At 41.9% G+C, this 20,766-nt stretch carries 19 protein-coding genes; 10 read left to right on the forward strand and 9 right to left on the reverse strand.

The features are described from left to right. Positions 1-61: 61 nt before the first annotated feature. Entirely contained in the window at positions 62-1,429 is a 1,368-nt protein-coding gene (locus BWP33_RS07995; protein ID WP_002642112.1) for a DEAD/DEAH box helicase, read from the forward strand. 59 nt (positions 1,430-1,488) lie between these two features. On the opposite strand, the gene BWP33_RS08000 is transcribed toward BWP33_RS07995, so the two are convergent. The 6 genes from BWP33_RS08000 to ndk form a co-directional block, all read right to left on the reverse strand. Then, positions 1,489-2,391 carry a helix-turn-helix domain-containing protein gene (locus BWP33_RS08000; RefSeq protein ID WP_002642113.1) on the reverse strand — a complete coding sequence of 301 codons (903 nt, stop codon included), beginning with the start codon at positions 2,389-2,391 and terminating at the stop codon, positions 1,489-1,491. Between the two features lie 5 nt (positions 2,392-2,396). Next, positions 2,397-3,287, reverse strand: coding sequence for a type IV pilus biogenesis/stability protein PilW (gene pilW, locus BWP33_RS08005; RefSeq protein ID WP_002642114.1), 891 nt, complete (start codon positions 3,285-3,287; stop codon positions 2,397-2,399). Between the two features lies 1 nt (position 3,288). After that, entirely contained in the window at positions 3,289-4,380 is a 1,092-nt protein-coding gene (gene rlmN / locus BWP33_RS08010; protein ID WP_040629075.1) for a dual-specificity RNA methyltransferase RlmN, read from the reverse strand. Between the two features lie 92 nt (positions 4,381-4,472). Then, positions 4,473-4,655: a transporter substrate-binding domain-containing protein gene (locus BWP33_RS08015; RefSeq protein WP_104930444.1), complete on the reverse strand. Its 183-nt coding sequence runs from the start codon at positions 4,653-4,655 to the stop codon at positions 4,473-4,475. After that, complete coding sequence (locus BWP33_RS08020; RefSeq protein WP_104930364.1) at positions 4,645-5,409, reverse strand: substrate-binding periplasmic protein; 765 nt, start codon at positions 5,407-5,409, stop codon at positions 4,645-4,647. Before BWP33_RS08020 ends, BWP33_RS08015 begins: the two co-directional genes overlap by 11 nt. A 3-nt stretch (positions 5,410-5,412) precedes the next feature. Next, complete coding sequence (gene ndk, locus BWP33_RS08025) at positions 5,413-5,847, reverse strand: nucleoside-diphosphate kinase (RefSeq protein ID WP_002642117.1); 435 nt, start codon at positions 5,845-5,847, stop codon at positions 5,413-5,415. A gap of 278 nt (positions 5,848-6,125) precedes the next feature. Here ndk and BWP33_RS08030 point away from each other — a divergent pair, with 278 nt between their 5' ends. Further along, positions 6,126-7,817, forward strand: a complete 1,692-nt coding sequence (locus BWP33_RS08030) for a glutamine--tRNA ligase/YqeY domain fusion protein (protein WP_002642118.1) — start codon at positions 6,126-6,128, stop codon at positions 7,815-7,817. 75 nt (positions 7,818-7,892) lie between these two features. Here the strand turns inward: BWP33_RS08030 and ilvN are convergent, their stop codons facing one another. Together ilvN and ilvB are read right to left on the reverse strand one after the other, a co-directional pair. Then, complete coding sequence (ilvN, locus tag BWP33_RS08035) at positions 7,893-8,384, reverse strand: acetolactate synthase small subunit (RefSeq protein WP_002642119.1); 492 nt, start codon at positions 8,382-8,384, stop codon at positions 7,893-7,895. Continuing rightward, entirely contained in the window at positions 8,384-10,168 is a 1,785-nt protein-coding gene (gene ilvB / locus BWP33_RS08040) for a biosynthetic-type acetolactate synthase large subunit (RefSeq protein ID WP_002642120.1), read from the reverse strand. The genes ilvN and ilvB overlap by 1 nt, the downstream gene beginning before the upstream one ends. A gap of 721 nt (positions 10,169-10,889) precedes the next feature. Between ilvB and BWP33_RS12460 the strand changes: the two genes are divergently transcribed. From BWP33_RS12460 to BWP33_RS08075, 8 genes are all read left to right on the forward strand, one after another. Continuing rightward, entirely contained in the window at positions 10,890-11,066 is a 177-nt protein-coding gene (locus BWP33_RS12460) for a hypothetical protein (protein WP_155999567.1), read from the forward strand. Between the two features lie 79 nt (positions 11,067-11,145). Further along, positions 11,146-11,418: an ACT domain-containing protein gene (locus tag BWP33_RS08045; RefSeq protein ID WP_002642121.1), complete on the forward strand. Its 273-nt coding sequence runs from the start codon at positions 11,146-11,148 to the stop codon at positions 11,416-11,418. Further along, positions 11,399-11,941, forward strand: coding sequence for a hypothetical protein (locus BWP33_RS08050; protein ID WP_155999569.1), 543 nt, complete (start codon positions 11,399-11,401; stop codon positions 11,939-11,941). The genes BWP33_RS08045 and BWP33_RS08050 overlap by 20 nt, the downstream gene beginning before the upstream one ends. Positions 11,942-11,990: 49 nt before the next feature. Then, positions 11,991-12,518, forward strand: coding sequence for a CAP domain-containing protein (locus BWP33_RS08055; protein ID WP_002642123.1), 528 nt, complete (start codon positions 11,991-11,993; stop codon positions 12,516-12,518). A gap of 34 nt (positions 12,519-12,552) precedes the next feature. Beyond that, positions 12,553-13,911: a PFL family protein gene (locus BWP33_RS08060; protein ID WP_002642124.1), complete on the forward strand. Its 1,359-nt coding sequence runs from the start codon at positions 12,553-12,555 to the stop codon at positions 13,909-13,911. A gap of 176 nt (positions 13,912-14,087) precedes the next feature. Then, a complete protein-coding gene (locus BWP33_RS08065; RefSeq protein ID WP_040629080.1) occupies positions 14,088-14,882 on the forward strand; it encodes a TrmH family RNA methyltransferase in 795 nt (264 codons plus the stop codon). Positions 14,883-15,036: 154 nt separating this feature from the next. Then, complete coding sequence (rbbA, locus tag BWP33_RS08070; protein WP_002642126.1) at positions 15,037-17,970, forward strand: ribosome-associated ATPase/putative transporter RbbA; 2,934 nt, start codon at positions 15,037-15,039, stop codon at positions 17,968-17,970. 101 nt (positions 17,971-18,071) lie between these two features. Next, positions 18,072-19,199 carry an ABC transporter permease gene (locus BWP33_RS08075; protein WP_002642127.1) on the forward strand — a complete coding sequence of 376 codons (1,128 nt, stop codon included), beginning with the start codon at positions 18,072-18,074 and terminating at the stop codon, positions 19,197-19,199. Positions 19,200-19,262: 63 nt separating this feature from the next. On the opposite strand, the gene BWP33_RS08080 is transcribed toward BWP33_RS08075, so the two are convergent. Further along, on the reverse strand, positions 19,263-20,765 hold the full coding sequence (locus BWP33_RS08080) for a phospholipase D family protein (RefSeq protein ID WP_002642128.1): 1,503 nt from the start codon (positions 20,763-20,765) through the stop codon (positions 19,263-19,265). Between the last annotated feature and the right edge of the window lies 1 nt (position 20,766).

The raw sequence follows: 20,766 nt of genomic DNA on the forward strand, positions 1-20,766 counted from the left end.
TTCTAAGGCGGCCTGAAAAAATATTCAGGCAAAATGTTGTTGTTTCCCATTAGGACAAGACATGACGATTCAATTCGCCGATTTAAATTTAGATAAAAACATTCTTTCTGCTTTACAATCAGCAGGTTATCATAGTCCAACACCCATTCAAATGCAAGCTATTCCTGCCGCATTAGCCGACAAAGACATCATGGCGTCCGCGCAAACAGGTTCAGGCAAAACCGCTGCATTCTTATTACCCAGCTTGCAAAAAATCATCAAACGCAGCGAAAAACCAGGCAAAGGCCCGCGTGTTTTGGTTTTGACACCGACACGCGAACTTGCGGCGCAAGTGGAAAAAAATGCTCAAATTTATGCCAATAACATGAAATGGGTTCGGACGGTTACATTGGTGGGTGGTTCATCTTTTGGTCAACAAATCAAAATGTTGAGTCGTCCAATTGATGTGATTGTTGCGACGCCGGGGCGTTTGATGGATCACATGAGAAGTGGGCGAATTGATTTTGAACGCTTAGAAGTATTGATTTTGGACGAAGCCGACCGTATGTTGGATATGGGTTTTATTGATGATATTGAAACCATTGTTGCTGCCACACCCGAAGATCGTCAAACGTTGTTGTTTTCAGCAACTTGGGATGGCGCGGTAGGAAAATTGGCGCGTAAATTAACCAAAAATCCTGAAATTATTGAAATTGAACGCGAAGATAAACAAGGTAAAATTGAAGAACAATTACTGTACTGTGATGACAAAAATCACAAAAACCGCTTGCTTGACCATATTTTGCGCGATGCCAATATTGACCAATGCGTGATTTTCACATCAACCAAAGCGATGACCGAAGTGTTGGCGGATGAATTGTATGAAAAGGGTTTTGCGGCAAACTGCTTGCATGGCGATATGCCACAAGGTTGGCGCAATCGTACATTGATGGATTTGCGCAAAGGGCGTTGCAAAATTTTGGTGGCGACTGATGTGGCAGCGCGTGGCATTGATGTCCCCACGATTACCCATGTGATTAATTACGATTTACCCAAACAAGCCGAAGATTATGTGCATCGTATTGGGCGCACGGGGCGGGCAGGGCGTACGGGTATGGCGATTTCGTTTGCGGAAGTGAATGAATACATTGCAGTGCATAAAATTGAGCGTTATATTGAACGCAAGTTGCCTGAAGTCGTGATTGAAGGTTTAGAGCCAACACGCAAACGCAATAAAAATGCCGACCGCAAACCACGTGGGAAAGGTGGTTTTGGTGGTGGAAAACGTGATGGCGAGCGTTGGTCTTCAGGTCGTGGTGAAAAAAAATCGTATGGTGATAAAAAGCCATATGCTAAACGTGATGGCGATTTCAAAAAAGACGGCGCGAAAAAAAGTTTCAAAAAAGACAGCAAATCACGCCAACGCCGTGGACATAATCACAATAAATAATTTTTAAAAACAAAATAACAGGCAGCTTGAAATTAAATATTTTTCAGGCTGCCTTTATTTTAAGGTTTAGTTGTTTCGCCAGCGATAAACGCTGCAGATTTACCATCTTTCATTTTGTCTGCCAAATTGATTGGTTGACCTGCAAATGTGGCGGTGGCATCGGTTGCGTAACCCATGCGAACATCAAATGGTGCGCCTTCTTTGAAACGGTGTTCGGTGGCGGCTGGCACAATTTTATTCATCAAAACTTTGCCATTAACATCGGTAACCGTCAGCATGGTGCGGTGTTTGGTTGTGATGACCAATTCGCCTGTGACACCAGCCACAGTAGGTGCTGGTGCGATTGGTGGTGGTGTGGTGGTGTTGGGTTGTTGCATCACTTGGCTGGCGATGGCTGTTTCGGTGGCGGTGTCGCTGGAAGTCATGGGTTTTACAATCATGTTGTCGGTGTTTAGATTGGGTGCAGCGACTTCATTGTTGTTGGTTGGAATGGTGGAAACATTTTCCAATTTTTCATTCTCGGAATGTGATTTGCTTTGCCAAAAATATACACCTGCGCCCACAATTGCCAATGCTAAGACGGCTAAAATCCACTTAGGTGATGCTTTTTTGATGGCGGTGTTGCTGAAATTCAAATCATGTTGGTCTTGGGTCATGTTGCGTGTTACGGCGGAAGACGGTGCAATGTGGTCTAAATAACTGCTTAAGCGTTGTTCGTCCATGTCCAAAAAACGCCCATAACTGCGTAAGAAACCCCGAATAAACACAGGTTCTGGCATACCTTCATATAAGCCATTTTCTAAGGCTTCAATTTGGCGTGAGGGCAATTTTAAGCGGTCTGCCACATCTTTGATGCTTAAACCTTTTTGTTCACGCAAACGGCGTAATTCTGAACCTAACTCATTGGTGGTGGATAAATCGCTAGGTGGGGTATCATTGGTTTCTAAGAAATTGTTTATCATGATGTTTATTTTCCTTTTTCTGGTGTGGATTCATCATCGGATTGGGCAGATGAATCATGACCAAATTCTTGGTTAAAATCGCCATTGGTAATGGATTTGAGTTCATCTGAATAGGGATACAATTCGCGCAATTGCATTTCATATTCTATAGCAGCTTGCCCAGAGCCTTCGTGTTTGGAGATTTTCCAGCCCAGCAACAAATCATCAGCACTTAATCTTTCTATCATGCTTTGATATTGGCGGAATAGTTGTCCTGCCTCTTTAATGTTATCTGCCATGAGAAAGGCACGAGCGCGTTCTTTAAAGACAGGCACAAATTGCGGATTCATTTGCAAAGCGCGTTGGAAATAAGAATCGGCTAAATGATATTGCTGCATTTTTGCGTGGCAAATACCTTTGTTTAAATATGAAACTTCTGGCGTGGGATAGGTGGCATCTGCGATGGCTTTGTCAAAATAAGCGATGGCATCATTGGGGCGATTCATGGCGCTACACAAAAACCAACCGTAGTTATTGTTGATTTCTGCGCCAGCGGGACTTAATTTTAAAGCACGTTGGAAACTTTCATCGGCTTTATCATATTCTTTTAAGTATTGATAAATTTGTGCGCGAGTTAGCCAGGCCATGTCATAATTTTTTTCTTTTTTTAGAACAGATTCAATGGTTTGTGTTGCGCCACGGTAATTGCCACTACTCAAATAAGCGATGGCTAATTCGGTTTTGATGCGTGTGGTTTCATCTGCACGTTCTTTGCGTGTTTGTTTACGTAACTTGGTGGGCTGCTCGTAATCGGCGTAATTGGCTTTGTTGGCTTTTTTGTCGGATACGCAAGCACTGAGTAAAAGGCAGCCTGAAAGTACACCCATTAATGACAACCACTTCATTTTATTGAACATATTATTTATTCTCCAAATAAATTTGTTGCCATTTTTCTTGGCGTTTGGTTTTGTCTTGAACTTGACCTGCTAATTGTCCGCAGGCAGCATCAATATCATCGCCACGCGTTTTGCGAACAGTCGTTACTAAATCGGCTTCCATCAAAATTTCTTTGAAAATATTAATGTTTTTATTGGACGAACGCTCATAACCCGAATTCGGGAAAGGATTGAAGGGAATCAAATTAAATTTGCACGGCGTATCTTTAACCAATTGAACCAATTCATGTGCGTGCTCAGGTTTGTCGTTTATACCGTCCAGCATCACGTATTCAAAAGTAATAAAATCACGTGGTGCTTTCATCAAATAGCGGTTGCAGGCTGCCATCAATTCTTTGAGCGGATATTTTTTATTGAGCGGCACAATTTTATCGCGTACTTGGTCATTGGACGCGTGCAACGAAACCGCCAGTGCGACTGGCATATCTTCTTTTAGTCTATCCATTTGTGGCACCATACCCGATGTGGACACAGTAACGCGGCGGCGTGATAAACCATAGCCGTGATCGTCTAGCATAATAGATAACGCATTGATGACATTGTCATAATTAGCAAGCGGCTCGCCCATTCCCATCATCACAACATTGGAAATCACACGTTCGTTTTTTGGGGTAACCCCTAATGCTTTGTTTGCCCACCACAATTGCCCGATGATTTCGGCAGTGGATAAATTGCGGTTAAAACCTTGTCGCCCAGTGGAACAAAACGTGCATTCCAAAGCACAACCGACTTGTGATGAAATACACAAAGTACCGCGTTCAGTTTCGGGAATGAACACGGTTTCCACGCCATTGCCTGTACCAACGTCCAGTAGCCATTTACGTGTACCGTCTTTAGATTCTTGGCTGGTTATCAGTGCAGGAATGCCAACTTGAGCATTGTCGTTTAATTTGGCGCGCAGTGATTTTGCTAAATCGGTCATTTGGTCAAAATTTTCTGCGCCACTTTGATGAATCCAACGCATCACTTGTTTGGCGCGAAAAGGTTTTTCTCCCATTTGCGCGAAATGTTCGGTGAGAGTAGGTAAATCAAAATTCAGCAGATTGGTTTTCATCATGTTTCTTTAATGTATTTTTCAGGCTGCCTGAAAGATGGTTTTCAGTAAAATTTATAAAAGGCTGCCTGAACAATGTATTTAATAAAATATTAATTTTCTGGACGCGTAGTCCAATAATTTTGGTAAATTTTGGCGTATGTGCCATTGGTACGAATAGCAGCTAAACCATCATTAATTTGTTGTTGTAATTCAGTATCGCCTTTTTTGATGGCGAAACCATAGCTTTCTTTAGGGAAAGTGATGCCGTGTACAAAAGCGACTTCATTTAGCAGCTAAACCATCATTAATTTGTTGTTGTAATTCAGTATCGCCTTTTTTGATGGCGAAACCATAGCTTTCTTTAGGGAAAGTGATGCCGTGTACAAAAGCGACTTCATTGCTGCCATTTTGTTGTACATAATAATCCAAAATCAGGCTATCGCCCAGTACGACTTCTGATTGATTATTAATAAGACTTTTGACTTGTTCCCAAACGGTGTTGTAGTACACGATATTTTTGCCATCGGGGGCGGATAAATTATCCAAAGCCATTTTGTCATACACTGTACCATGTCGCGAAGCTACTTTTTTGCCTTTTAAATCCGCCCAACTGGTGGCATTTGCCAATGGTTTTCTGACCAAAATTGTGCCTGAATAATCCAAAATGGGGTTAGAAAAATCTACTTGTTGTTTGCGGTCATCGTTGATGGTAATCGCACCTAGAGCCAAATCGGCTTTGTTTTCAGACAAACTTGTCAATAATTCTTCGCGTGAATTGACGGTTTGATAATCTAAATTGATGCCTTGTTTTTTGGCGATGGCTTGTAACACGTCGTATTCAAAACCTGTGGGTTTGCCATCTACATAGGTAATGAGTGGAGGTTTGACTTGTTCGCTAATGACCCGATAAGTTTTGCCAGTTTTTTGGGGGGCAGTTGAGGCGTCGTTTTGGGTGGTATCGGTGGCGGCTGGCTTGCTGTCGCTACACGCTACCACAGCAGCGCAAGCCAGCCCCAGTAAAGTTGTTTTTAAGAAGGTGCGTGTCATGGATTAACCTCGTGTGCGTACAAAAATTTCTTCGGGTTGGAAAAAATAGTTGATTTCAATTTGGGCGTTTTCCAAGCTGTCTGAACCGTGAACAGCATTTTCGCTCATGCTGTCGGCAAAATCTTTGCGGATTGTGCCAACATCGGCGTTGATTGGATTGGTTACACCCATAATTTCGCGGTTTTTGGCAACGGCATTTTCACCTTCCAAAACCTGAATCATCACAGGTCCACTCATCATGAATTCCACCAACTCACCAAAAAATGGACGTTCTTTGTGTATTGCGTAAAAACCTTCGGCTTCATCGCGAGTTAAGTGTTTCATTTTGGCAGCTACGATTTTTAAGCCGTTGCTTTCAAAGCGGTCGTAAATTTTACCGATAACGTTTTTGCCAACCGCATCGGGTTTCACAATAGAAATAGTGCGTTCAATCGCCATGATTTTTCCTTAAAATAAAAGGGGTTAAATAATCGCAGTATGCCTGCAACAATGGGCAAATTTTGCAGGGCTAAAAGTGTGCTGCTATTTTAGCAAAGTTTTGATGATTGTGTGTAAAACTCGTTAATTATGACTGCTTTTTTGTCAACAATTGCGGATTTTCATATGCACTAATGGGGTGCATTGTTTTTCAAAAATCTGATTTTTCGGTTACAATTTCACTGTATTTTCACATTTCACATTTTCAGGCAGCCTGAAAAAAATTATACGAGAAAATTATGCTAGACAAAGAACAATTTGCAGATAATCATTTTATCCGCACCATTATTGAAGACGATTTAAAAAGCGGCAAACACACGAAAATTCACACACGTTTTCCGCCTGAACCCAATGGTTATTTGCACATCGGGCATGCTAAATCCATTTGTTTGAATTTTGGCTTGGCTTATGTTTATGACGGTTTGTGCAATTTGCGTTTTGATGACACCAATCCTGAAAAAGAAAACCAAGAATATGTTGATTCTATTAAAGAAGATGTGCAATGGTTGGGTTTCAAATGGGCAGATGAACCGCGTTACGCTTCCGATTACTTTGACCAACTGTTTGATTTTGCAGTGGGTTTGATTCAAGATGGTAAGGCGTATGTAGATGATTTAACGCTAGAAGAAATGCGCGAATATCGTGGCACGCTCACTGAAGCAGGCAAAAACAGCCCTTATCGCGACCGTACGATTGAAGAGAATTTGGATTTATTTAACCGCATGAAAAATGGCGAATTTCCAGATGGTAGCAAAACTTTGCGCCTGAAAATTGACATGGCATCTGGCAATCTCAATATGCGCGACCCTGTGATTTACCGCATTCGCCGCGCCCATCACCATAATACAGGCGATAAATGGTGCATTTACCCGATGTATGATTACACGCATTGTATTTCGGACGCAATTGAAAATATTACCCATTCATTGTGTACTTTGGAATTTGAAGCACACCGCCCATTGTATGATTGGGTATTGGATAATATTCCGATTCAATCGCATCCGCGTCAATATGAATTTTCGCGTTTGGAGTTATTGTATTCTATTACTTCAAAACGAAAATTGAATCAAATGGTTAGTGAAAATCATGTTTCAGGCTGGGACGACCCACGAATGCCAACAATTTCAGGCATGAGAAGACGTGGTTACACGCCAGAGGGTTTGCGTCTGTTTGCCAAACGTGTGGGGATTTCCAAGTCCGAAAACGTGGTGGATATGAGCGTTTTGGAAGGTGCAATCCGTGAAGAATTGGAAAACTCTGCGCCACGTTTAATGGCAGTGTTGAACCCATTAAAAGTAACGCTGACCAACTTTGAACAAGGCAAAACCGCTAGCCGTAGCGCAGATTTTCATCCCAATCACCCTGAAATGGGTAGCCGAGAAATTCCCATTTCGCAAACCATTTACATTGAACACGATGATTTTGCTGAAATTCCACCAAAAGGCTGGAAACGTTTGACATTAGGAGGCGAAGTACGTTTGCGTCATGGTTACGTCATCAAATGCGATGAAGTGATTAAAGATGAAAATGGACAACCAATTGAATTAAAATGCAGTATTGATCATGACACACTCGGTAAAAATCCCGAAGGTCGCAAAGTCAAAGGCGTGATTCACTGGGTGTCTGCCGAACACGCTGCGCCAATCAATGTGCGTTTGTACGACCGCTTGTTTACGGTGGAACGCCCCGATACAGTGCGTGGCGAAGATGGCGAATATGTGCCATTCACTCATTTCTTAAACCCTGAATCTAAAAAAGAAATCACCGCATTAGCCGAAAGTGTGGTCAATGATTTGCCACCCGAAAGCCGTTGGCAGTTTGAGCGCATTGGCTATTTTGTTACCGACCGTAAAGACCACAAACAAGGTCAAACGCCTATTTTTAATAAAACAGTTGGTTTGAAAGATAGCTGGCAAGCAAAAGCAGCATAAAATAGGCAGCCTGAAAACCCATTTACGTTTTCAGGCTGCCTTCTTTTTTAAATAACCTTTAAATAACCATTTGAATTAGATGCGTAACACTCGTTCGCCGCGTCCAATGCCTGCTGCGCCCGTGCGAACGGTTTCCAAAATCAAACTTTTAGACAAATTTTCTAAGAAACTGTCTAATTTTTCACTGGTACCAGTTACTTCAACGGTATAAGTTTTGTCGGAAACATCAATCACATTGCCACGGTAAATGTCTGCCAAACGCAATACTTCATCACGGTCTTTGCCTACTGCACGGATTTTAACCAACATCAATTCACGTTCTGCATAACGACTATCGTTTAAATCCACCACTTTAATGACTTCAACTAATTTATTGAGTTGTTTGGTGATTTGTTCAATAACCTGTGAATCGCCACGCGTAACAATGGTCATGCGCGACAACGTGGCATCTTCTGTGGGAGCAACCGACAAGCTGTCAATATTGTAATCACGCGCTGAAAATAAACCCACCACGCGACTCATCGCGCCCGATTCGTTTTCCATTAAAATAGATAAAATGTGTCGCATTATGGCACGCTCCTTGTATCGTATTGACGGTCATTGACATCGTGTACATCAGAATCGGCTTTGGTTTCGCGCATATGTGGTGGTAAAACCATCTCGTCTAAACCTTTGCCGTTGCCCACCATTGGGAAAACGTTTTGTTTTTTATCGGTAATAAAATCCAAGAATACTAAGCGGTCTTTCATCGCTAACGCTTCACTCAATGCACCTACTACATCGGATTTTTTCGTAACACGAATCCCAACGTGTCCGTAAGATTCTGCTAATTTCACAAAATCAGGCAACGAATGGAAATAGGTTTCAGATTCACGATTGCTGTAATACAACTCTTGCCATTGGCGAACCATGCCCAAGTAGCCATTATTCAGGCAAATAATTTTAACTGGTAATTTATATTGAAAACAAGTGCTTAATTCTTGAATATTCATTTGAATTGAGCCTTCACCTGTGATGCAGCACACATCTTGGCTGGGGTCAGCGAGATACGCGCCCATTGCGTATGGCAAACCCACCCCCATCGTTCCCAAACCACCTGAATTGAGCCATTGGCGCGGACGTTGGAACGGATAATACTGCGCGGTAAACATTTGATGTTGTCCCACATCAGACGTGATAATTGCTTGATTATCAGTTAATTGGGCTAATGTTTGAATAACGTATTGTGGCAAAATCAATTCACCGTCATTGGTTTCAGGCAGCCTTAAACATTCACGGCTACGCCAAGATTCCACGGTTTTCCACCATTTTTCTAATGCGGCAGCCTGAAAATGCATTTCTTGCTTTTCCCACAATTTGCGCATTTCGGTTAAGACGTTTTTCACATCGCCCACAATAGGAACGTCTACTTTTACGCGTTTGGCGATGCTGGAAGGGTCAATGTCAATTTGAATGATTTTTTTGCCATTTTCCAAGAATTTTGCTGGCACAGACACCACGCGGTCATCAAAACGCGCACCGATTGCCAATACCACATCAGCATTTTGCATGGCTAAATTGGCTTCATAAGTACCATGCATGCCCAACATACCCAAATAATGTTGTTCGCCAGATGGATACGCACCTAAACCCATTAACGTACTGGTGCAAGGAATATTCAAAGTTTGAACAAAATCAAATAATTCTTGTGATGCGTTACTTAAAGTTACACCGCCACCAAAATAAATCAATGGACGTTTTGCCGCCGACAACATTTGTACGGCTTTTTTCATTTGTCCGATGTGTCCATTTACAACAGGTTGATATGAACGGATAAAAATATCTTCTTGTGGGTAGCTGAATTTTGCCACTGATTGCGTAACGTCTTTGGCAACGTCCACCACCACAGGTCCTGGGCGGCCTGATTGTGCAATTTGGAAAGCTTTTTTGATGGTTGGTGCGAGTTCATCAATTTTGGTTACCAAAAAATTGTGTTTTACGCATGGACGAGAAATGCCAACCATATCAATTTCTTGGAATGCATCTGTACCAATCATGGACGAACCCACTTGCCCCGAAATTACCACAAGCGGAATGCTGTCGGTGTAGGCAGTGGCAATGCCTGTGATGGCATTGGTTGCGCCAGGTCCTGATGTAACCAATGCCACACCCACCTTGCCACTAACACGTGCATACGCATCAGCCGCATGTACTGCTGCTTGTTCATGGCGAACCAAAATATGTTCAAATTTATGGAGTTGATAAATGGCATCGTAAATTTCCAGTACTGCGCCACCTGGATAGCCGAAAACGTATTCTACGCCCTCTGCTTTGAGACTTTGCACGATGATTTGTGCGCCTGAAATTTGCATAACAACCTCTTGTGTTAAGCGTGAAAATGGATTGTCAATAAGGGTTTTACCTATGTACGATAATACTTGGCTAAGTGGGCAACGATTTCGGGTACGCGCTTCACTTAGGCGTGGTAACAACTGATTATTTGGGCAGTCAATTTTGACGCTGGGTTTGTTGGAAAAAGAAAGTGTAAAGATAGCGTAAAGTTTTCCATTTGACAAGGGGGAATGTCGCTTAGGGATAATTTGTCTGTAAGGATTGTGAGGTCAATTGAATAATTGCTAAGATGTTCCGCAAAACATGAAACGTTCCTCAAAGTTGAAATTGGAACAGCACAGTAAACCGCATTTCTTCTTCAAGCTCTGGACGTTCTTGGATAATTTTCTTTCTCAAATTTAAAAACCAATTCGTTATTAACTGACGGTTTAATGGCTTGCCGTGCTTTTTTAAAAACAAAATTAGGCAAGTCAAAGTCCAAAAGTCATTTAACAAGAAAAAGAAATAAGCGAACGATACAAAATTATTGGATATTTACTGTTATAATTGGATTGGCACAGAATTCATTCAACAAAAAAATATAATTGTGGACTTGGCGAACCATTCGGAATTTCCGATTAGTTTGCTGTTAAATGCGGTTTACTGTGCTGTTCCAATTTGCAGCTTTGCGGAACGTTTCATGTTTTGTGGAACATCTTAGCAATGTATTAAATTATTTCTATTTAAAATCAATGAGTAATTTTGGGTTATTTTATTTGTCTACAATGTCATTGCGCCACACTTGTGTCGGATAAACCGTATGAATTGATTTCGTTAGCGGTAATATTGTGGGCGGCGTGGCGATTCAGTATGATGCCTACTGTGTTGATTGCGGTGGGTAGTTCGGCGATTTTTCGTTGTCTATTTGAACAAATTTAATGAATATATTTTCAGGCTGCCTGAAAATACCGCGTTCTTCAATTTAAAAATTTTTTGTTTGTTTTGTAAGGAATTAGTTATGTCTCAATCCGTGATTTCGGTTATTGGCAAAGACCGTGTGGGTATTGTGTATGATGTCGCAAAAATTTTGGCGGAAAACCAAATCAATATCGTGAACATCAGTCAACAATTAATGGGTGAATTTTTCACGATGATTATTTTGGTGGACACCAGTAAATGTAGCCAATCGCCACAAGCTTTGGCGCAATTGTTTGCCGACGAGAGTGTGCGTTTGCATTTAGAAATCCGCATTCAAAACGAAGAAATTTTTAATGCCATGCACCGAATTTAATCATTCAGGCTGCCTGAAAGGATTAATGATGAAATTTAAAACCCTATTATTAAGTAACGCTCTTGCGCTTGCTTTATTTGCTGCGCCAGCGTATGCCGATTTGCCCAAAGCATTGCAAAATGAATTAGCTGCCGAAGTGAAAATCTACGAAAATTTATATCAAGCGCATCATGGGCAAAAAATCTTTGATTATGTGGAAAAAAACATTTTAAAAAACATAGCTCAAGATGACCCAATGTTGTATAGACTCATAGAAAGCATGACCATTGCTATGGTGGAAAACAGTCAAAAGCTGGTGATTAAAATGGATGTGCAAAACGCGAAATCTGATGTGAGCAAAGATGGGATAGCTTATGCACTGATTCCTTATCAAATGACGGTAGATGAGATGAATTTTGATGGTAATATGCTGGCGATTAAAAGCAATGGCAAATGGACATTCTCGCGGTTTGATACCAACAATACCAAAATGTTGCAGGCGATTAAACAGATTTATCCAAGTTTGAAATTAAAAGATAAATAATTTTCAGGCAGCCTGAAAATTACTTTTTGATACTCAAAAGGATATTTTGATGAACAAATCCATTTTATTAACAATCATTGCATTGAATTTGAATGTTTTGATGATGCCAAATGCGATGGCGATTACGCTCCCTTTCAAATTCGCCAAACCAACTAATCCACAAGAAATGTTAAATTTAATCAATCAAGCACGTTCGCAAGCGCGAAAATGTGGTAGTCAATATATGCCAGCCGTTCAACCGCTTAAATGGAACCTTATTTTAGAGCGTACTGCTCAAGCACACGCCAATGATATGGCGCAAAATAATTACTTTCAACACAATAGCAAAGACGGACGCACATCGCATGACCGTATGCAGCAAGCTGGTTACACCATGCAAAATCGGTTATTTATGACGGCAGAAAATATTGCTGCTGGCGATGAAAGCGCAAGTCAAGTTATTGAGAGCTGGCTAAGCAGCCCTGAACATTGCAAAAATTTAATGACACCAGAGTTAACCGAAGTTGGTATGGCAGTAGCCAGCAAAATGGGAACAGAATACACTAATTATTGGGTGCAAAATTTTGGCACACGCTGATTTTTCAGGCTGCCTGAAAAAGGAAAAACAAAACATGAGTAATATTCACAGTAATGAAATTCTAGAAACCATTCGCATGGTTTCTGACCAAAACTTTGATGTACGCACGATTACCATCGGGATCGATTTACACGATTGTATTCACCCTAATATCAATGTGCTAAACGAAAATATTTACAATAAAATTACCACCATCGGGCGCGACTTAGTCGCCACCGCCAAACATCTTTCCGCCAAATATGGTGTGCCAATTGTCAATCAGCGTATTTCTGTTACCCCAATCGCGCAAATTGCCGCCGCTACCAACGCGGATAGTTACGTTTCCATCGCGCAAACTTTGGATAAAGCAGCTAAAGCGATTGGCGTTTCGTTTATTGGTGGATTTTCGGCTTTGGTGCAAAAAGGGATGTCGCCAGCCGACAAGATTTTGATTCAGTCCATTCCCGAAGCCATGAAAACCACCGACATTGTGTGTTCGTCCATCAATATTGGTTCAACGCGCGCAGGAATTAATATGGACGCGGTTAAACTCGCTGGCGAAATCATCAAACAAACCGCCAACATCACGCCAGAAGGTTTTGGTTGCGCAAAAATCGTGGTGTTTTGTAATGCTGTGGAAGACAATCCGTTTATGGCGGGTGCGTTTCACGGCTCGGGTGAAGCAGATGCGGTCATTAATGTAGGGGTTTCTGGGCCGGGCGTGGTTCAGGCTGCCTTAAAAGATTGCGACAGCCACAATTTAACCGAAATCGCAGAAATCGTGAAAAAAACTGCGTTTAAAATTACACGTGTTGGTGAATTGATTGGGCAAGAAGCCGCGAAAATGTTGAATATTCCGTTTGGGATTTTGGACTTATCGCTTGCACCGACACCAGCAGTAGGCGATAGCGTAGCGCGGATTTTGGAAGCGATGGGCTTGTCAGTTTGCGGTACACACGGCACAACGGCTGCACTTGCGTTGTTGAATGACGCGGTTAAAAAAGGCGGCATGATGGCAAGCAGCGCGGTTGGCGGCTTGAGTGGCGCATTTATTCCCGTATCAGAAGACGAAGGCATGATTGCAGCAGCTGAAAGCGGTGTTTTGACTTTGGATAAATTGGAAGCGATGACGGCGGTTTGCTCGGTGGGTTTGGACATGATTGCGGTGCCAGGCAGAACCAGCGCGGCGACAATTTCAGGCATTATCGCGGATGAAGCCGCCATTGGCATGATTAACAGCAAAACCACTGCCGTGCGGATTATTCCCGTAACAGGAAAAGATGTCGGCGATAGCGTGGAATTTGGTGGTTTGTTGGGATACGCGCCGATTATGCCAACCAAAGAAGGTTCGTGTGAAGTATTCGTCAATCGCGGTGGACGCATTCCTGCGCCTGTACAAAGTATGAAAAACTAACTAAAAAACCTGTATTTTAAACTAAGTACAGGTTTTTTATTTGTAATTTTAACAAATCAAAGCAATTTAAAGTAATTCAAATCAAAACAATATAGAATCTCATCGTGAATAAAATAAAAATAGAACAAGGCGACCGCGACTGTTTTTTGATGTTGTAGAATGGACTTATTATGAATATGAAAATTATCACATCTGTTCACAATGAACAACTCAAATTTATCTCTAAATTGCTACAAAATGCCAAATCACGCCGCGAACATCGTGCCACAGTATTGGAAGGTGTGCATTTATTGGACGCTTATTTAGATGCGAGTCATTTGCCTAAACGTGTTTTTGTTCCACAAAATCGGTTGGCTAATCCTGAAATTCAACGCATCATTAACAGGTTGCCTGAACATCTTATTACATTAGTTGAGCATGGGAAACTAAATAAAATCAGCCAATTAACTGAAGCTGAAGACATAATGACATGGGTTGAATTGCCCATTTCAGGCAGCCTGCCCATTTCGGATGATTGTGTGGTATTAGAAAATATCCAAAATTCTGGTAATATTGGAACAATATTGCGTAGTGCAGCAGCGGCTGGTGTCGCGCAAATTGTGTTGAGTAAAGGTTGTGCGGATGTGTGGTCGCCTAAAGTGTTACGTGCTGCTATGGGGGCGCATTTTTTGCTGAAAATTCATGAGCGTGTGGATTTATTGGACTGGCGTGAATCTTTTTCAGGCGATGTATTGGCAACAGCGTTAACCGAAAAAAATAATTTCTCTTTATATGACAAACAATTAGATTTAACTAAACCTGTAGCGTGGGTGTTTGGCAATGAAGGCAGTGGCGTGTCGGCGGATATGTTGGCGCAGGCAAATGCCACTGTGAAAATTCCGATGATTGGTGCGACTGAGTCTTTAAACGTGGCAATGGCAGCTACAATTTGCTTGTTTGAACAGATGCGCCAACGTTTAAATAAATACTGAGTTTGAATTTAAAATCAAAATAGAATAAGGCGGTCGTCGTGCACATCTGATTGGTTTTGTAGAGGTTTAGGACTGATTTTTTATTCATTTTTATCATATAATTGTATTATTACTATTCCATTGTTTTCAGGCTGCCTGAAAAAACAAAATCATCATGAATCACACTGTTTCTATCCAAAATCTCTCGCATCGCTACGGCAAAATACAAGTGTTAGACGATGTGTCATTGAATATTCCACAAGGCGCAACCGTTGGGTTGATTGGTTCTGATGGTGTAGGCAAATCCACGTTGTTGTCGCTGATTGCTGGTGTACGGAAGATTCAAACGGGAACAGTAAATGTGTTCGGTAGTAACATAGCAGACAAAACCAACCGCCAAAAATGGTTGCGTCGCATCGCTTATGTGCCACAAGGTTTGGGGAAAAATCTGTATCCTACGTTAACCGTTTACGAAAACATTGAATTTCATGCGCGAATGTTTGGTTTCAATGTTACTGAACATAAACAACGTATCACGCGTTTATTGGACACAACTGGGTTGACACCGTTTTCAAACCGTGTGGTTGGCAAATTATCAAGTGGTATGAAACAGAAGTTAAGTTTGTGTTGTGCTTTGGTACACAATCCTGATTTGCTGATTTTGGACGAACCGACTACAGGTTTAGACCCACTGTCGCGCCGTCAATTCTGGAAATTGGTCAATGAGTTGCGCCAAGAAATTCACAATATGACTGTGATTGTTGCCACTGCCTACATTGATGAAGCAGAACCATTTGAACAATTGTTGGTCATGGATACAGGCAAATTACTGATTCATGCACCCACGCAAGAAATCATGGCACGTTTTGGCGTAAGTACGTTAGAACAAACCTACTTAACTCCCTTTACACCACAACCCAACACACCGCCTGTCATAGAAGCTCACGGTTTAACCAAACAATTTGGCAATTTTAAAGCAGTAGACCATGTTGATTTCAAAATTGAAAAAGGCGAAATTTTCGGTTTTATTGGTTCAAATGGTTGCGGTAAATCCACAACGATGAAGGTGCTCATGGGGATATTGGACGCGACTTCTGGTACAACAGAATTATTCGGCGAGCCAATTGATACAGGCAGCCTGAAAACCAAAAAGCGCGTTGGTTATATGTCGCAAGCGTTTTCGTTGTACGAAGAATTAACTGTGCGCCAAAATCTGAATTTACACGCCAAATTATATGACGTTACCGACACAAATCAGGCAGTAGAACGCAGTTTGCAAGATTTTGATTTGGTTGATGTCGCGAATGTTAAACCTGCATTATTGCCATTGGGAATTCGCCAACGTTTGCAATTGGCGGCAGCTTGTTTGCATCAACCTGAAGTATTGATTTTGGACGAACCGACTTCGGGCGTTGATGTGGCGACTCGGGAGATGTTTTGGCGAAAATTATGGCAATTGTCGCGCGAAAATCGGATAACCATTTTGGTGTCCACGCATTTTATGAATGAAGTGGAATATTGCGACCGTATTTCCTTGATGCACCATGGGCGTGTGTTGGCAATGGGTATGCCTGCTGAATTATTAGGTCAAAGTGGGCAGCCCAATATTGAAGAAGCGTTTATTCATTATCTGAAAATTGAAGAGCAAAACAAACGTTCAGAATGTTCAGGCTGCCTGAATGCTTACGAGTACGCTGATAATATGCCCATGATGGTAGGCGATGACGTGCATTTTGCCGATGGACAAACAGGCAAAATTGTGGCTTTGCTGCCACAACGCAAATTCGCCAATTGTGAAGTTGAAAAAAACTTCAAACGTGTTTCGCAAGGCATTGTGATTGAAACTTATGATGCGGATTGGATTCATTTACGCGATGATACGCAAATTGCCAGTGTGGAATTTATTTCGCGTGTGGGAGCGGTACGCAAAGTTTCAGGCAGCCTGAAAGAGCAATCCGCGCCACAACACGTGAATTCCGATTCATTGATTGATTGGTTAATGATGGTTTATGCGTTTGCGATTCGGGAAACAAAAGAATTATTACGCGACAAAATTCGTTTGTTTTTTGTGGCATTCGTGCCAGCGATTTTGTTGGTATGTTTGGGTTGGGTAACTTCGTTTGATGTGTCTGATTTGCATTTTACGGTGCTAGATAGAGACCAATCACCAGAAAGCAGGCAGTTGGTGGCGCGTTTTGCGAGTTCGCCGAATTTTATTCAGCAGCCCAATTGGCGTTCAGACAGCGTGGTAGACATCATGATTCGTAACGACCAAGCCAAATTACTTGTTGATATTCCCCCCAATTTTGGACAAAAATTGCTTTCGGGGCAGCAACCTGAAATCGGTTTTATTGTAGATGGTGCTGTGCCGTTTAATGCCACAAATGTCAGTGGTTACGCGCAAGCCATTTTAGGTGAATACAACATGAGTCTTTTGGCGCAACAAGGTTTCAGGCTGCCTGAAAATCCACGCATTGTGCCACGTTTAATGTATAGCCAAGATTTCAAAAGCGTGAATATGATGGTATTTGGCATGATGATGTTGGTGTTGATGATGATTCCGTGTGTGATGAGTGCGTTGGCGGTGGTACGTGAACGAGAAACGGGGACAATTCAGAATTTATACGCATCACCTGCGAATGTGCCACAATATTTATTGGGTAAACAATTACCTTACATTTTGATGGGTGTATTTAATTTGGCTTTATTGATGGCGATAGCGGTATTTTGGTTTGGCATACCAATAAAAGGGTCGTTTTTAGCGACAATGTTGGGTGGGGTATTATTGGTATGTGCTTCTACGGCTTTGGGGTTATTGATTTCAGCGTTGACTAAATCGCAGACGGCAGCATTTTTTGTGGGGGTTTTGGCAAGTGTGGTACCGACTGTGAATTTTTCGGGTTGGGTGTATCCGATGGCAACGCTGTCGGGTGGGGCATATGCAATCAGCGTCAGTTTTCCAGCGTCTTATTTTGGCACGATTAGCAAGGGCGGTTTGAGCAAAGGGTTGGGGTTTAGCAGCTTTTTAATAGAATATGCGATGTTATTATTTTTCTTTGGATTGTATTTAACATTGGCATGTATTTTTTTGCATAAACAGGAAAAATAAGAACCTGTGTTCGTGGTGGCGATAAAAGCAATCTATAAAATTATGAACACAGGTTCTCAGATTTTCAGAATGATTATTCAGGCTGCCTGAAAAGGAATCCCATGCAATCCCTAAAAAATATTTGGACACTCATACTCAAAGAATGGCGCAGTTTGTTCAGTGATGGCGTGATGGGTGGGTTATTGGTTATTGTGTTTACGGTACTGGTGTATCAAGCTGCTAATGGTATCCGTACTGATGTAAAAAATGCGACTGTGGGGGTGTTGGATTTGGATCAGTCCACGTTGTCGCATCGCATTACCGATGCATTGCCATCACCGTGGTTTGCACGCGCCCAAGCCGTGAGTCGTGAAGAAATTGATGCCAAAATGAACAAAGGCGAATACGTCTTTGTATTGGAATTTCCGCAAAATTTTCAACATGACGTTTTAGCTGGACGCGCACCTGAAGTACAACTATTGATTGATGCCACCACCACGACCCAAGCAGGTATGGGGCAGAATTACATCACGCAGATTTTTAATCGCGAAATCACGCAATTTCTCGGGCAACAAGGTTTGCGCGACCAAATCACACCCGTGAAAAATAATGTGAATATTGTGTTTAATCCGAACAGTGAAAGCGCATGGTTTTTAGGCGTGATGCAAATTAATAATATGATGACATTATTGGGGCTGGTGTTGGTAGGCGCGACAATCATTCGAGAACGCGAACACAGTACAATAGAACATATGCTTGTAACGCCTGTAACCGCCGCACAAATAGTGTGGGCAAAAATCATTGCCAATGGTTTAGTCGTGTGTTTGGTAGCAATTTTATCTATTAAAATCATGGTAATGGGTATAATTGGTTCAGAACTATCGGGGGCATTGATGTTGTATTTTTTTGGCACATTGATGTTTATGTTTTCTATTTCTGCGTTGGCGGTAATGCTGGCAACGTTTGCCCCGACTTTGCCGCAATACAGTTTACTGATAATGCCATTTTATGTGGTTACCTTGATGTTTTCGGGGGCAAATTCGCCGCGTAACAATATGCCCCAAGTCGCGCAAAACATCAGCGAATATTGGACAACCACTCAATTTACCACATTCACGCAAAATGTGTTGTTTCGTGGTGCAAATTTAGCGATGACGTATCCACAATTGATGACGATGGCAATCAGTGGCGCAATTTTTATGACGTTGGCGATTTTCCGTTTTAAAACAATGTTGGAAAAACAAAATTAACGATTTACAGGCAGCCTGAAGTCTTTGTTAACCTTTATCTTTGGTAGATTGTCTTGAAAATATCTACAGCAAACGCTCAATCGGTAACCACGACAAAATTTTGCTGATGGCGCGTTTCCAAAAACCTGCTTCTGGTTCACGGGTACTGATTTTGCCTGTTTTGGGGTCGCGCCATTGAATTTGATTTTGCGGATTGAGTGCGACTTGATAAGCGGTTTTTTGCGTGTTTTGCTGCAATTGGGTTTGCATTTGATTGGCAAGTTTGGCGTTGTGAATGACCACGCCCATCTCGGTATTAAGATTCACTGAACGCGGATCCAAATTTAACGAACCAACATACACGCGTTCTTTGTCTACAATAAACGTTTTGGCGTGTAAACTCGTAGAGGAACTGCCCGTCAAACCTTTATCGATCTGCTTGGGGACGGCATCTTCTGCTTTAAATTCATAGAGTTTTACACCCATTTTTAACAATGGTTTCCGATAGCGCGAGTAACCCGAATGCACCGCCGACACATCAGTCGCCTTAAGCGTATTGGTGAAAACTGTGATATTTACGCCATTTTGACGCAAATTTTGGAAAATTTGTGTTCCTGTTTTGGTTGGTACAAAATAAGGACTGACGATGTAAATTTCGTGTTTTGGATTTTTAAGTGTTTGATTTAATTGCTGCGCAACATTGCTAGCGGTTTCAGGCTGCCTGTCCAATGCTTTAGCTGGATTATCGCTGATTAATTCTGTTTGTGCGGGAATATGTTTCAGGCTGCCTGAACGCATTTGTTGGGCAAATTTATTTTGTACAACTTCGTTTTGATATGTTTGTTGTTCAAGAGTAGGGGGGGCGATGAGTTGAGATTGGGCTTCAGTCAGTGCGGTTTTTTTTATTTTTTTGACAATTAAATTAATGGGATAAGCAGATTCACTTTGCCAATAGCGATCAAAATCTGCCGATACGTCCGTAACCATGCTGCCTGAAACAAGTACGTCCATGTCAGAAAACGAAGTATCCGCGTAGTGGCTAAAATATTCATCACCCACGTTTCGTCCACCGATGATGCTGGCACGGTTGTCAGCGGTAAATGATTTGTTGTGCATTCGACGATTCACGCGTGGAAAATCAAATAAATAACCCAAAGCACGCCATTTTCGATTCAAAAATGGGTTGAACAAACGTACCTCAATATTGGGGTGCTGATTCAGCGTAACGAGCAGTGCATCTAAACCCCGCGTGTTGTTATCGTCCAATAATAGGCGGACACGAACACCGCGTTCAGCTGCTTGCCACAACTTTTGCGTGAGCAGGCTGCCTGAAACATCATTATGCCAAATATAATAGCGTACATCTAATGATACCGTAGCATAATCTGCCAATGCAGCACGAGCGGCGTAGGCATCATGTGGATTATCCAGAACGTAAATATAAGCGTTGGGAGGATTGTCTGATTGTTTGGGTAATTTGAGTGCAGTTTCCAAAGCGGGGCTGGAATAGGTGGGAATATAGATACTCGGTTGACGCGTAACCAAACTAGGCAACGTGGCACACCCACTTAATTCCATACATAACATA

This window comes from Simonsiella muelleri ATCC 29453 (genome assembly GCF_002951835.1).
In the GTDB taxonomy this organism is placed as follows: Bacteria; Pseudomonadota; Gammaproteobacteria; order Burkholderiales; family Neisseriaceae; genus Simonsiella; species Simonsiella muelleri.

Excerpts from the sequence above, each read along its gene's own strand:
- BWP33_RS08065 (WP_040629080.1), top strand. The coding sequence starts at position 14,088 with ATGAAAATTATCACATCTGTTCACAATGAACAACTCAAATTTATCTCT.
- BWP33_RS08060 (WP_002642124.1), top strand. The coding sequence starts at position 12,553 with ATGAGTAATATTCACAGTAATGAAATTCTAGAAACCATTCGCATGGTT.
- BWP33_RS08045 (WP_002642121.1), top strand. The coding sequence starts at position 11,146 with ATGTCTCAATCCGTGATTTCGGTTATTGGCAAAGACCGTGTGGGTATT.
- BWP33_RS08050 (WP_155999569.1), top strand. The coding sequence starts at position 11,399 with ATGCCATGCACCGAATTTAATCATTCAGGCTGCCTGAAAGGATTAATG.
- BWP33_RS08000 (WP_002642113.1), bottom strand. The coding sequence starts at position 2,391 with ATGATAAACAATTTCTTAGAAACCAATGATACCCCACCTAGCGATTTA.
- BWP33_RS08030 (WP_002642118.1), top strand. The coding sequence starts at position 6,126 with ATGCTAGACAAAGAACAATTTGCAGATAATCATTTTATCCGCACCATT.
- rbbA (WP_002642126.1), top strand. The coding sequence starts at position 15,037 with ATGAATCACACTGTTTCTATCCAAAATCTCTCGCATCGCTACGGCAAA.
- BWP33_RS08080 (WP_002642128.1), bottom strand. The coding sequence starts at position 20,765 with ATGTTATGTATGGAATTAAGTGGGTGTGCCACGTTGCCTAGTTTGGTT.
- BWP33_RS08075 (WP_002642127.1), top strand. The coding sequence starts at position 18,072 with ATGCAATCCCTAAAAAATATTTGGACACTCATACTCAAAGAATGGCGC.
- ilvB (WP_002642120.1), bottom strand. The coding sequence starts at position 10,168 with ATGCAAATTTCAGGCGCACAAATCATCGTGCAAAGTCTCAAAGCAGAG.
- BWP33_RS07995 (WP_002642112.1), top strand. The coding sequence starts at position 62 with ATGACGATTCAATTCGCCGATTTAAATTTAGATAAAAACATTCTTTCT.
- BWP33_RS08020 (WP_104930364.1), bottom strand. The coding sequence starts at position 5,409 with ATGACACGCACCTTCTTAAAAACAACTTTACTGGGGCTGGCTTGCGCT.
- ilvN (WP_002642119.1), bottom strand. The coding sequence starts at position 8,384 with ATGCGACACATTTTATCTATTTTAATGGAAAACGAATCGGGCGCGATG.
- BWP33_RS08055 (WP_002642123.1), top strand. The coding sequence starts at position 11,991 with ATGAACAAATCCATTTTATTAACAATCATTGCATTGAATTTGAATGTT.
- pilW (WP_002642114.1), bottom strand. The coding sequence starts at position 3,287 with ATGTTCAATAAAATGAAGTGGTTGTCATTAATGGGTGTACTTTCAGGC.
- rlmN (WP_040629075.1), bottom strand. The coding sequence starts at position 4,380 with ATGAAAACCAATCTGCTGAATTTTGATTTACCTACTCTCACCGAACAT.
- ndk (WP_002642117.1), bottom strand. The coding sequence starts at position 5,847 with ATGGCGATTGAACGCACTATTTCTATTGTGAAACCCGATGCGGTTGGC.